At 60.5% G+C, this 11,718-nt stretch carries 10 protein-coding genes; 6 read left to right on the top strand and 4 right to left on the bottom strand.

What is annotated here, in order from left to right:
• The first annotated feature begins 81 nt into the window (after positions 1 to 81).
• The gene (locus AB4N85_RS12900) at positions 82 to 606 is read left to right on the top strand and encodes a DUF6586 family protein (protein ID WP_041477347.1); all 525 of its coding nucleotides are present in this window, start codon (positions 82 to 84) and stop codon (positions 604 to 606) included.
• A 106-nt stretch (positions 607 to 712) separates the two neighbouring features.
• Positions 713 to 946: a hypothetical protein gene (locus AB4N85_RS12895; RefSeq protein WP_003226592.1), complete on the top strand. Its 234-nt coding sequence runs from the start codon at positions 713 to 715 to the stop codon at positions 944 to 946.
• A 97-nt stretch (positions 947 to 1,043) separates the two neighbouring features.
• On the opposite strand, the gene sulA is transcribed toward AB4N85_RS12895, so the two are convergent.
• Positions 1,044 to 1,517, bottom strand: a complete 474-nt coding sequence (sulA, locus tag AB4N85_RS12890) for an SOS-induced cell division inhibitor SulA (protein ID WP_041477346.1) — start codon at positions 1,515 to 1,517, stop codon at positions 1,044 to 1,046.
• A 10-nt stretch (positions 1,518 to 1,527) separates the two neighbouring features.
• On the bottom strand, positions 1,528 to 2,136 hold the full coding sequence (lexA, locus tag AB4N85_RS12885; protein WP_016775490.1) for a transcriptional repressor LexA: 609 nt from the start codon (positions 2,134 to 2,136) through the stop codon (positions 1,528 to 1,530).
• Positions 2,137 to 2,365: 229 nt separating this feature from the next.
• Here lexA and AB4N85_RS12880 point away from each other — a divergent pair, with 229 nt between their 5' ends.
• From AB4N85_RS12880 to AB4N85_RS12865, 4 genes are all read left to right on the top strand, one after another.
• Positions 2,366 to 3,073, top strand: coding sequence for a TetR/AcrR family transcriptional regulator (locus tag AB4N85_RS12880; RefSeq protein ID WP_016775489.1), 708 nt, complete (start codon positions 2,366 to 2,368; stop codon positions 3,071 to 3,073).
• A 158-nt stretch (positions 3,074 to 3,231) separates the two neighbouring features.
• Entirely contained in the window at positions 3,232 to 4,242 is a 1,011-nt protein-coding gene (nagZ, locus tag AB4N85_RS12875; protein WP_252868011.1) for a beta-N-acetylhexosaminidase, read from the top strand.
• A 13-nt stretch (positions 4,243 to 4,255) separates the two neighbouring features.
• The gene (locus AB4N85_RS12870) at positions 4,256 to 4,993 is read left to right on the top strand and encodes an S-methyl-5'-thioinosine phosphorylase (RefSeq protein WP_016775487.1); all 738 of its coding nucleotides are present in this window, start codon (positions 4,256 to 4,258) and stop codon (positions 4,991 to 4,993) included.
• A 9-nt stretch (positions 4,994 to 5,002) separates the two neighbouring features.
• Entirely contained in the window at positions 5,003 to 8,296 is a 3,294-nt protein-coding gene (locus AB4N85_RS12865; protein WP_460068269.1) for a DEAD/DEAH box helicase, read from the top strand.
• Between the two features lie 148 nt (positions 8,297 to 8,444).
• Here the strand turns inward: AB4N85_RS12865 and AB4N85_RS12860 are convergent, their stop codons facing one another.
• Together AB4N85_RS12860 and AB4N85_RS12855 are read right to left on the bottom strand one after the other, a co-directional pair.
• Positions 8,445 to 11,135 (bottom strand): DEAD/DEAH box helicase, encoded by a 2,691-nt coding sequence (locus AB4N85_RS12860; protein WP_252868010.1) that lies wholly within the window; start codon positions 11,133 to 11,135, stop codon positions 8,445 to 8,447.
• Between the two features lie 11 nt (positions 11,136 to 11,146).
• Positions 11,147 to 11,713 (bottom strand): CsiV family protein, encoded by a 567-nt coding sequence (locus tag AB4N85_RS12855; protein ID WP_041477336.1) that lies wholly within the window; start codon positions 11,711 to 11,713, stop codon positions 11,147 to 11,149.
• Positions 11,714 to 11,718 lie beyond the last annotated feature (5 nt).

The following is an 11,718-nucleotide window of genomic DNA, read 5'->3' as shown; positions in this document are numbered from 1 at the left end:
TTTTGCTTGCGCTGGCATCGGCTGATCCATGACACTGCCGGGCCTGTGTGAAGCAATTATTTCGTTGTGGAGGCTGCCGTCATGGCCCACGAACTCTATACCCGCACCAACCAGAAGATCTATTTCGCCGGCCTGTCACTCGAAGCTCTGGCTCGTGCTGAAGAAGGGCGGGCGATGAATTCTCTGGCGCTGATCCAGGCCGGGCGTGAGTCGGCGTTGTTCCACCTCTACGGCGCACTGCTGGGCTTGTGTCATGAGATCGCCGGCTTTTATCGTCTGCCGCAGGCCAATTCGCCGAGGGCAGAGGAGTTGTTGAAGCGCGAAGTGCTGGAGTCGATCGCCATTCCGGAGTTGGCCGAAATGGTCGAGCTGGCCGGTAATCCGGAAACCTGGCTGGCGAAACTGCTGGCGGCGCACGCAGCACTGTTTCAGCCACCGAGGGCGCCACGCAAGCCGAAAGGCGACGTGACGCAGCCGCTGATCCAAGCGATTAATCTTGATGAAGAAGAGGCGCCGGAAGAGCTCAGTCGAGACGAGCTGGAGAGCTGGCGGCAGAACCTTAAAGGTCTGGCCCTGCGTTTCCGTGAAGGTTTGAATGAGTGCTGATTGGATTTGGCGCAGTGGCAATCTGAAACATGCTGCTGGTCAAGATCCCGAGCGAAGCTCGAATGATGTCTATATAATCGCTGCCTTTCGTGGAGAACAGACTTATATGCCAACGTCCTTTCTAGAAATTGTCGAGTTACCAGACGGCCGAATCGAACTGCGCAGGGCCGAGGACGAAGGTTCTCTGGTGACGCTGGATTTCTCCGAGGATGCCAAGGCGTTCCTGCAAGGCCAGCACGTTGAAATTGCCAAAGCGATGTTGAGCGTCGGCGTGCAGATGGCAGGTCGTATGGTTGAAGGCGAGTTTGATAAGGAAGAAGGGCCGCGGGTTCTTCATTGATCCACGCTTTGGCCTTTTCTCGGTCGCTTGCGCTTCAGATCGGCTTCTCTGTCCTTGGAGAAGCCCTGCGCTTCACACAGCGCGCATTACTCAACAATCAACCCAAACGAATGTTCAGGCTCTGAGCTTCGCCCGTGCGCGCGGCGCTGATCAGTTGTTGCCGTGAATTGGCATTCAACGGGTTTAGCCAGGTCACCACGGTGTGGCTGCGACCCAGTCGCAACGCTTCGCACGCCAGTTGCTGAGCACTCTGCGTGCCACGCGGTTGCAGCAGCAGGATGCGTTCGCGGTTCAGGCCGGCATCGCGCAGCCAGGTTTGCGTCAGGCTGGCGGGTGGGGCGATCAGCGTCAGCCAGCGCGCATCCTGATCCTCGCTCAATTCACGGAGGATCGGCGCTAGCAGGTTCAGGCAGTTCCCGGCCGCACCACGCAGTGATAGCTCACTGAAGGCGTCAGGTTTGGCATTCCAGTCACGCTCGACCACGTCTTTGAGGATCGGCGCAATCGGTTGCGCCAGAAACGCTTCAAATAAAGGCAGTTGTGTTTGCTGAGGTGTGTGTGGGAACTGCATGGAGCCTCCTTTAGCGGCGAATGACGCCGACACTCAAGCCTTCGATCACCAGTTCCTGATCTTTCAGGTCGACTTCGATAGGGGCAAACTCGGGGTTCTCGGCAATCAGCCAGACTTTGCTGCCTTCACGCTTGAAGCGTTTGACCGTCACTTCGTCGCCGATACGCGCAACCACAACCTGGCCGTTACGCGCTTCGCGGGTGGTATGCACTGCCAGCAGGTCGCCGTCGAAGATGCCGATATCCTTCATGCTCATGCCGTGCACACGCAACAGGTAGTCGGCGCGAGGATGGAAGAAGGTCGGGTTGATGTTGCAGGATTCTTCGATGTGCTGCTGGGCGAGGATCGGCGCGCCGGCAGCCACTCGGCCAATGATCGGCAGGGTGGAGTCGTCGGCCTTGGCTTCGAAGCCGGGAATACGAATGCCGCGGGAAGCGCCCGGGGTCATCTCGATCGCGCCCTTGCGGGCCAGGGCCTTGAGATGTTCTTCCGCCGCATTTGGCGATTTGAAACCCAATTCCTGAGCGATTTCCGCACGGGTGGGCGGATAGCCGTTGTCTTCGAGGCAACGTTTGATGAAGGCCAGAATCTCGGCTTGGCGTGGCGTCAGCTTTAGCATATTGATCGCTCTGTCTTTTTATACAGTGACTGGGATTATATACAGTGAAGCAGTCTTGGCAATGGGCGTTTTTTTGCCGCCCGCCGAGCGGTCGCGAAGGGCGCTTATTAATGCTGGCGCCTTGTGTGGTTAAATAGCTGACCGACCATTCCCAAAACGAACCGGCAGGCTTGACAAGGCTTAGGCTGAAACGTATGTTTCAAACAAGTGTTTGTCAGGCGGAGTAGCCATGGCCCAGTCGGAAACCGTTGAACGCATTCTTGATGCTGCCGAGCAGTTGTTCGCGGAGAAAGGATTCGCTGAAACCTCATTGCGTTTGATCACCAGCAAGGCTGGCGTCAATCTGGCTGCGGTGAATTATCACTTCGGCTCGAAAAAGGCGCTGATTCAAGCTGTGTTCTCGCGCTTCCTCGGTCCGTTCTGCGTCAGCCTCGATAAAGAGCTGGAGCGCCGTCAGGCCAAGCCTGAGAACAAGCCGACCCTCGAAGAGCTGCTGGAAATCCTCGTCGAGCAAGCGCTCGTCGTGCAGCCTCGCAGCGGTAACGATCTGTCGATCTTCATGCGTTTGCTCGGCCTCGCGTTCAGCCAGAGCCAGGGCCACTTGCGGCGTTATCTGGAAGACATGTACGGCAAGGTGTTCCGCCGCTACATGCTGCTGGTCAATGAAGCGGCGCCACGCATTCCGCCGATCGAGCTGTTCTGGCGCGTGCACTTCATGCTCGGCGCCGCAGCGTTCAGCATGTCCGGGATCAAGGCCTTGCGCGCGATCGCCGAGACCGATTTCGGCGTCAATACCTCTATCGAACAAGTGATGCGCCTGATGGTGCCGTTCCTCGCTGCCGGCATGCGCGCCGAAACCGGCGTCACCGATACAGCCATGGCCAGCGCGCAATTGCGTCCGCGCAGCAAATCCATGCCGGTCGCCGCCAAGGTTTGACCGCGCACGGGTGGGCGCGGCAGCTGGTATCCGCTAAGCTAGCCGGCCATGCCGACTCTCGTACTGAACCCGATCTGCATGAATTCTGCTGACCGTCCGGGCATTGCCCACGGTAGCGAATGCAAGCAGATCGGGTTTTTCGTTTTCAAGGAATCTCTATGACTGCTGGCCTGCAAGGCTCGTTGATGGTGGACGTCGCCGGTACCTGGCTGACGGCCGAAGATCGCCAATTGTTGCGTCAGCCCGAAGTGGGCGGCCTGATCATTTTCGTCCGCAATATCGAGCATCCACGCCAGGTGCGCGAACTGAGCGCCGCGATCCGCGCGATTCGTCCGGATCTGCTGCTGGCGGTGGATCAAGAGGGCGGGCGTGTGCAGCGCTTGCGTCAGGGTTTCGTCCGTCTGCCAGCGATGCGCGCCATCGCCGATAACCCGAATGCAGAGTATCTCGCCGAGCAATGCGGCTGGATCATGGCCACCGAAGTGTTGGCGGTCGGGCTCGATCTGAGTTTCGCCCCGGTGCTGGATCTGGACTATCAGCGCAGCGCCGTGGTGGGCACCCGTTCCTTCGAAGGCGATCCCGAGCGCGCAGCCTTGCTCGCCGGTGCATTCATTCGCGGCATGAACAGCGCCGGCATGGCCGCCACCGGCAAACATTTCCCGGGACACGGCTGGGCCGAAGCCGACTCCCATGTGGCGATTCCGAACGACGAGCGCAGTCTCGACGAAATCCGCGCCAATGATCTGGTGCCCTTCGCCCGTTTGAGCAAGCAGCTGGCCGCCGTCATGCCGGCCCACGTCATCTATCCGCAAGTCGACTCGCAGCCGGCCGGTTTCTCCCGACGCTGGCTGCAGGACATCCTGCGCGGCGAGTTGCAGTTCGATGGCGTGATCTTCAGCGATGATCTGTCGATGGCCGGCGCTCACGTGGTCGGCGACGCTGCCAGCCGCATCGAAGCCGCGCTGAGTGCCGGTTGCGACATGGGTCTGGTGTGCAACGACCGCGCGGCAGCCGAGCTGGCGTTGAGTGCTGCCCAGCGTATGAAGGTCAAGCCTTCCACGCGCATCGCGAAGATGCGCGGGCAGGCCTTCGCCAGCACCGATTATCGTCAGGACCCGCGTTGGCTCACCGCCCTCGGCGCGCTCAAAGACGCTCAACTGATCGATTAAGGATTTTTTCGTTATGACCGTTTACGCAATCATCGGTGGCACTGGCCTGACTCAGCTCGAAGGCCTGAGCATTCGCCAGTCGCTGGCAGTCGACACCCCGTACGGCGCGCCTTCAGCCGAGGTGCAGATTGGTGAATACGCCGGCAAGGAAGTGCTGTTCCTCGCCCGTCACGGTCACCCGCATCGTTTCCCGCCGCACAAGGTCAACTACCGCGCCAACCTGTGGGCGTTGAAGCAGGCCGGTGCCGAAGCGATCATCGCCGTTAACGCGGTGGGCGGTATCCATCCGGCCATGGGCACCGGGCATTTCTGCGTGCCGCACCAGATCGTCGACTACACCAGTGGGCGCGAGCACACCTATTTCGCCGATGATCTGGAGCACGTCACCCACATCGATTTCAGCTTTCCCTACAGCGAGCCGTTGCGTCAGCAACTGATTGCCGCGGTCGCCGCCGAAGGCTGCGAATACAGCGATCAAGGCGTGTATGCCTGCACCCAGGGTCCGCGTCTGGAAACGGTCGCCGAGATCGTGCGACTGGAGCGTGACGGCTGCGACATCGTCGGCATGACCGGCATGCCGGAAGCCGCGCTGGCCCGTGAGCTGGATCTGGATTACGCCTGTCTGGCGCTGGTGGTGAATCCTGCAGCCGGCAAGACCACCGAAGTGATCACCATGGCCGAAATCGAACAGGCCCTGCACGATGGCATGGGCAAGGTGAAATCAACGTTGGCGCGAGTGCTGGCCAGCTAAGGACTGTCCATGAGCATTTTCATCGAGCGGCTTAAAGGGCTGACATGGACCCACGCATTCAGTAGCAAGGCGTTGGCCAAGGCCCGCGCTTATGCCGCCGATGACCGGGTCGAGATCCTCGAAATCGATGACAGGAAGATTGAGGCGTTCTGCGTCGGATCGCAACTTCAGGCGTATGAGCAAACCATTTACCTGTCAGAAGATCGGTTGGGATCGGTTAGCTTGCGATGCCTGTGCAGCTGTCCGGTTGCACTGGACTGCAAGCACAGCGCGGCAGTGATCTATCACCTGCTGGGCACGGGTGAGGATGCGTCTGACAATGATGCACAGATCCCGTTGGGGCGAGCGCTCGAGCATTGGCTTTCGACAATTCCCGTGCCGGCCAAGCCTGCTGACGAAAGTGCGCAAACCGCAGGCACGCGTCTGTTTTACAAGCTCAAATCGACGTCTGCGAACGGCAAGTGGCTGCTTGATATTTTCAAGGTCTATCAGCTCAAGAGCGGCGAGTTACGCGAGGTCAAACCGATGTACTCGCTCGCGGAAATGCTCATGCGCCAGCCGGGCTACCTGTCCGAGCTGGATCTGCGCATCGCCCGGCTGTTGGTCGCCATGCATTCCCATCACGCCTATTACAGCGGCTATCCGCTGGAAGGCAGCAGTGGCGCCGAACTGCTGGAAATGCTCCTGCGTACCTCGCGGCTGTTCCTCGACTTCGAAGACCTGCGAGCGCTGACACCGGGTGCGAAACGCGTCGGTCAGTTCTCTTGGGCTGAGCAGGCCGATGGCGGATTCCGCGCGCAATGGAGCAGTGCCGAAGCCGCGCAGGAAACCGTGCTGGCGCTGGAGCCGCTTTATTACCTTGATCGCGAGCAGCGCCAGGTTGGCCCGCTGTTCACTGAGCTGGAAGAAAAACTCGCCTGCCATTTGACCCTGGCGCCAGACGTTCCGGCGCGTCAGGCCATGCAGTTCAGCCATCGCATGAGCGCGGCGACCCAAATTGCGCCACCGCACAAACTCACCGAACGGATCATCGATGACGTGCTGCCGCAGCCGCAACTGACCCTGGTCAGCGGCCGGGAACGCTCGCGCTGGGAATATGTGCTGGAGCACCGCGCCGCTCTGCTGTTTACCTACAACGGTCATCCGGCGGTGGATCGCAACCCGGAAGTGATGATCCTCAATGGCAGCGAAACCCAGCGTATTCAGCGTCAACCGGCGCTGGAAAAGAAGCTGCGCCAGAACCTGCAAAAACATGGCTTCAAGAAAGCCACGCGCAAGAGTGCAATGGATCGTCCCGGCGAGATGTTTACCTTGCCGGATGATTCCGCCTGGCTCGGGTTCATGCACGAAGGGCTGGCCACACTGCGCGCCGCAGATTGGAAAATCGAGATCAGTCCCGGTTTCCATTTCGATGTACAACCGGTTGAACAGTGGTACGCCGAGGTCGAAGAAGAGGCCACGCATCAGTGGTTTGATCTGCAGTTGGGTATCGTCGTCAACGGCGAGCGCTACAGCTTGCTGCCGATCCTTCTGCACCTGTTGCGGACCCAGCCGCGCTTGCTCGACCCGGTCAATCTGGCGCAGCGCAACGATGATGAAAAACTCCTGATCGAGCTCAAGCCCAGCGGTTTTGGCGACCCGGCCGGCGCCAAGGTCGCGTTGCCGCTGAGTCGGGTCAAACCGTTGATGGCGACGCTGGGCGAGCTGTATCTGGGCGGACACCAGGGCGATGCGCTGCGCTTGACCGCTCCAGACGCCGCACGCCTGAGTATGCTCGATGGCGTACCGCTGGACTGGCAGGGCGGCGAACGCCTGCGCACTTTTGCTAAGCGTCTGCAGAATTCCAGTCACGCCCAGGTTGCTGCGCCTGCCGGCCTCAACGCGCAACTGCGCCCGTATCAGCTCGAAGGCTTGAACTGGATGCAGACCCTGCGCGAGCTGGAAGTCGGCGGCATTCTGGGCGATGACATGGGCCTGGGCAAAACCTTGCAGACCCTGGCGCATCTGCTCACGGAGAAACACGCCGGGCGCCTGGACTGTCCGGCACTGGCGGTGATGCCCACCAGCCTGATTCCCAACTGGCTCGACGAAGCCGAGCGCTTCACGCCGCAGTTGAAAGTCCTGGCGCTGCACGGGACCGGGCGGCAGAAGGACTTTGCCAATCTCGCCGAATACGACTTGGTGCTAACCACTTACGCATTGCTGCCCAGGGATCTGGAGATCTTGCAGCCGCAGCCGTGGAGCGTGCTGATTCTCGACGAAGCGCAGAACATCAAGAACCCGCTGAGCAAAGCCGCCCAGGCCGCCCGTGACTTACAGGCCCGTCAGCGCTTGTGTTTGAGCGGTACGCCGCTGGAAAACCACCTCGGTGAGCTGTGGTCGCAGTTCCATTTCCTCATGCCCGGCTGGCTCGGCGACAGCAAATCCTTCAACCGCGATTACCGCACGCCGATCGAGAAGCACGGCAATGTGCAGCGCATGCAGCACCTGACCGCGCGCATCAAGCCGTTTTTGCTGCGGCGCAAGAAGGATCAGGTCGCCACCGAGTTGCCGCCGAAAACCGAGATCATCCACTGGGTCGAACTCAGTGATGGTCAGCGCGACGTCTATGAGACGGTGCGCGTGGCGATGGACAAAAAGGTCCGCGACGAAATCGCCCGCAGCGGCGTGGCGCGCAGTCAGATCATCATCCTCGATGCGCTGCTCAAGCTGCGTCAGGTCTGCTGCGATCTGCGCCTGGTCAATATGCCGCTCACGGCAAAGGCGTTGCGCTCGGGCAGCGGCAAGCTGATCAGCCTGATGGAGATGCTCGAAGAATTGCTCGGCGAAGGTCGGCGCATTCTGCTGTTCTCGCAGTTCACCTCGATGCTGGCGCTGATCGAGCAGGAGTTGCAGCAACGCGGGCTTGCCTACTCGTTGCTGACCGGCGACACCACCGATCGGCGCACGCCGGTGAGGGATTTCCAGGGCGGCAAGGTGCCGTTGTTCCTGATCAGCCTCAAGGCCGGGGGCACTGGTCTGAACCTGACGGCGGCAGACACGGTGATTCACTTCGATCCTTGGTGGAACCCGGCGGTGGAGAATCAGGCGACTGATCGGGCGTATCGCATCGGGCAGAACAATCCGGTGTTCGTCTACAAGTTGATTGCCAAAGGCACCGTCGAAGAGAAGATCCAGGCGTTGCAGCAGGAGAAAGCGGCGCTGGCCGGGGCGGTGCTTGAGGGTGGCACGACGGGCGGATTCAAACTGGAACAGAGTGATATCGAGGCGTTGTTTGCGCCGTTGCCGGTTTCCAAGGGTTGAGCCCTGAGTGATTGCGCAATATTGGATGACCCCATCGCTGGCAAGCCAGCTCCCACAGATATCGAGTTGAATCACAATCTTCGGTACAGCTCATAACCCTGTGGGAGCTGGCTTGCCAGCGATAGCTATCTAACCAGCAACGCCGATTTCAGCGCTTGTCGATCTTGTCCGGCAACGGCGCAAACAGCGCTTCAATATCATCGCTCTGCAATTTCCAGTCCCCGGCCTTGCGCCCATCGAGCACGCCCGCTGCAAGGTCAGACTTTTCCTTCTGCAGGTGCTGAATTTTCTCTTCCACCGTGCCCCGGGCAATCATCTTGTAGACGAACACCGGTTTTTCCTGGCCGATTCGATACGCGCGGTCAGTCGCCTGATTCTCGGTTGCCGGGTTCCACCACGGGTCGTAGTGAATCACCGTATCGGCTTCGGTGAGGTTCAAACCGACACCACCGGCCTTCAGGCTGATCAGGAAGATCTGCCGCGTGCCGCTCTGGAATTCCTTCACCGGTGTGCGCCGGTCACGGGTCTGGCCAGTGAGGAGGGCGTAAGCGATCTTGCGTTTTTTCAACTCCTCTTCGATCAATGACAGCATCGAAGTGAATTGCGAGAACAGCAGAATCCGCCGGCCTTCCTCGAATAACTCCTCCAGCATTTCCATCAGACTGTCGAGCTTGCCCGAGGTGCTGCCGCGCGGGGGCAGGGTGGCGTCGTTGACCAGGCGCAGGTCGCAGCAGACCTGACGCAGCTTGAGCAGTGCTTCGAGGATGATGATCTGGCTGCGCGCCACGCCTTTGCGGGTGATTTCGTCACGGACTTTCTTGTCCATCGCCAGGCGCATGGTCTCGTACACATCGCGCTGCGCTTCGTTGAGTTCGACCCAATGGATGATTTCGGTTTTCGGCGGCAGCTCGGTTGCGACCTGCTCTTTGGTGCGGCGCAGCAGAAACGGTTTTATCCGACCGTTGAGGTGTTGCAGTCTGACTTCACTGCCGCGCTTTTCGATCGGCACACGGTAATCGGCATTGAAGCTTTTCACGTCGCCGAGCCAGCCCGGCAGCAGGAAATGGAACAGCGACCACAGCTCGCCCAAGTGGTTTTCCAGCGGCGTGCCGCTGAGGCACAGGCGCTGGCGTGCATTCAGCTCGCGGGCGGCCTGGGCGGCTTTGCTGTTGGGGTTCTTGATGTATTGCGCTTCGTCCAGCACCAGAACGTGCAGCGGCTGTTTGGCCAAGCGCTCAAGGTCCTTGGGCAACAGGGCGTAAGTGGTGAGGATCAGGTCGAAGTCGGCCAGATTGTCGAAGTGCTTTTTGCGCGTGGCGCCGTACAGCGCGAGGACTTTCAGCTGCGGGGTGAAGTGCGCCGCCTCGTCGAGCCAGTTCGGAATCAGGCTGGTCGGCATCACCACCATGCACGGACGATCGAGGCGTCCGGCGTTCTTCTCGCTGAGAATATGCGCCAGGGTCTGTAGGGTTTTGCCCAGGCCCATGTCGTCCGCGAGAATGCCGCCGACTTCGAGTTGTCGCAGCGATTGCATCCAGCTCAAACCTTCGAGCTGATACGGGCGCAGCGTTGCATTCAGACCTTGCGGCGCTTCGGCAGTGAAATCGCGGATGTCGCGCAGGCGCTGGGCGAAGGTGCGCATCTGCTCGCCGCCTTCCCACAACAGCGGCAGGCCTTCCAGCGAATTGAGCCGGGTGGCGTCAGCCTTGCTCAGGCGCAGCGTTGTTTCGCCCGGCTCCTGCAAATAGAACTCGCCCAGCGTCATCAATACCGGCTTCAAGCGACCGAGCGGCAGCGCCACTTGCAACGGCCCATGCTCGCTGGTGCGTTGCGGAATGTTGACCAGAATCAGCTCGTCATCGCGACGGCGGGCGAGGCGTTCCGGGTTGAGGATCTCGGTGTGCGAGCGCATCAGATTCAGCAGAATCGGCAGCAGGCTCAGGCGCTCGCCGTTGACGATGATACCCAGTTCCAGATCGAACCAGTCGCGCTCCGGCGCCTGTTCGACGGTGGCGTACCAGTCGTCGACGGCGGTCAGGTCGAAACCGAATTCCTCATCGATCTGCAACTCCCAGCCCTGGCTGCGCAATTTCGGCAAGTCATTCAGGGTGAAAGTCAGCCAAGCGCTGTCATTGACCATCTCGTAGAGTTCGCCGGCGCTCTCCGGCAGGGCTTTGCTTTGCCGGGTGGCGATGCGGAAACCGAGGATGCGTAACTGTTCGCGGTAGGACTGTTCGACGTCCGGGTGACGTTTTATCCGCAGGGTCTGGGCTTCCTGACGGATCAGGATATCGCTGTGTTTTTGCCCGCTGACGTATTCGTCCAGATAGCTGAACGACAGCGCCGCGCGGTGCTGAATGTAGCGCTGCATCTTGCCGTTGCGCGGCTCGAAGGCGCTGAATTCGACGCTCGCGAGCCACAGGCGCGGCACCGGTTGCACATTGTCCACCAGCACTTGCGGTGGCGCTTTAGGGCTGCGGTTTTCCAGCACGGCCTGGAGCTTCTCCAGCAGCTCCGCATCTTTCGCGGCGGCGGGGTAGTCGAGGGTTTCCTGGATTTTCAGCAGCACCGCCGCGCAGTGTTTGCAGTTGCTGCGCACCGGGCAGGTGCAGGTGGCATCGACCAGCAGCAGGGTGGCTTTGGCTGACTCGCGCAGATGGATGGTTTGTCGGTAAACGCTACCGCCAGAACCTTCGCAACTGGCGGTGATGGTCGCATCGCCGACCTGGGCGATGCGCACTCGATTCTCCAAAGCGTAGCGGCGGCCGCGCTCCAGACTCTGTTCTTTGAATCGGCTGACCCACGACGGGGCCAGCGGTTTGCTCAGGGGCGGCGGCATAAGGACGTCGATCAGTCCGGCACGACTTCAGGCGCTTCGCGAGGCGCTGGCGCGGTCAGGGAAGTGATCTTGATCAGCAGGGCCAGGTGGCCGTTGTCGAGGTAATTGAGCTGGCCGTTCTTGGTGTGGCTGTCCTGACGCAGACGCTCACTGGCGGTGACCAGGCCATTGGCGTCGATCTGATTGACCCAGAAATCGGCGGTCACGTCGGTGAAGCGGCCGAGTTTCATTTCCAGCGTGCCCTCGATGGGGAACTGGCCGAACTGTTCCTGACCTTCGCTCACTGCGACTTTCGCCGGCGCTTCGCCGAGGTTCTGCTGCCAGGCTTTGTGCATCAACACGGTGTACTCGCCGCTGGCGGTGAGTTTGTTCACTACATCATTCAGCGCTGGGGTGCGCTGGCTGTCGCTGCCCAGACGCTGGGCGCCTGCGGCCCAGTCTTCCGGGGCGGCGCGGCTGACGATGGCCGGGACGGCATTCTGGCGCACCAGGATCATTTCGACCTGATACGTGTCATCGGCAAACGCCGTCGGTGCTGCAAGTGCAAGCAACAGAGTCAGAGAGCGGAACAGGCGCATCGGGC

The organism is Pseudomonas sp. H1_G08, assembly GCF_054681355.1.
The sequence above is the reverse complement of the archived record's forward strand: the minus strand, read 5'-3'. Positions and strand labels throughout refer to the sequence as shown.

What these genes read in the sequence shown, in the direction of transcription:
- AB4N85_RS12900 (WP_041477347.1), top strand. Translation starts at nt 82, where the DNA reads ATGGCCCACGAACTCTATACCCGCACCAACCAGAAGATCTATTTCGCC.
- AB4N85_RS12895 (WP_003226592.1), top strand. Translation starts at nt 713, where the DNA reads ATGCCAACGTCCTTTCTAGAAATTGTCGAGTTACCAGACGGCCGAATC.
- sulA (WP_041477346.1), bottom strand. Translation starts at nt 1,517, where the DNA reads ATGCAGTTCCCACACACACCTCAGCAAACACAACTGCCTTTATTTGAA.
- lexA (WP_016775490.1), bottom strand. Translation starts at nt 2,136, where the DNA reads ATGCTAAAGCTGACGCCACGCCAAGCCGAGATTCTGGCCTTCATCAAA.
- AB4N85_RS12880 (WP_016775489.1), top strand. Translation starts at nt 2,366, where the DNA reads ATGGCCCAGTCGGAAACCGTTGAACGCATTCTTGATGCTGCCGAGCAG.
- nagZ (WP_252868011.1), top strand. Translation starts at nt 3,232, where the DNA reads ATGACTGCTGGCCTGCAAGGCTCGTTGATGGTGGACGTCGCCGGTACC.
- AB4N85_RS12870 (WP_016775487.1), top strand. Translation starts at nt 4,256, where the DNA reads ATGACCGTTTACGCAATCATCGGTGGCACTGGCCTGACTCAGCTCGAA.
- AB4N85_RS12865 (WP_460068269.1), top strand. Translation starts at nt 5,003, where the DNA reads ATGAGCATTTTCATCGAGCGGCTTAAAGGGCTGACATGGACCCACGCA.
- AB4N85_RS12860 (WP_252868010.1), bottom strand. Translation starts at nt 11,135, where the DNA reads ATGCCGCCGCCCCTGAGCAAACCGCTGGCCCCGTCGTGGGTCAGCCGA.
- AB4N85_RS12855 (WP_041477336.1), bottom strand. Translation starts at nt 11,713, where the DNA reads ATGCGCCTGTTCCGCTCTCTGACTCTGTTGCTTGCACTTGCAGCACCG.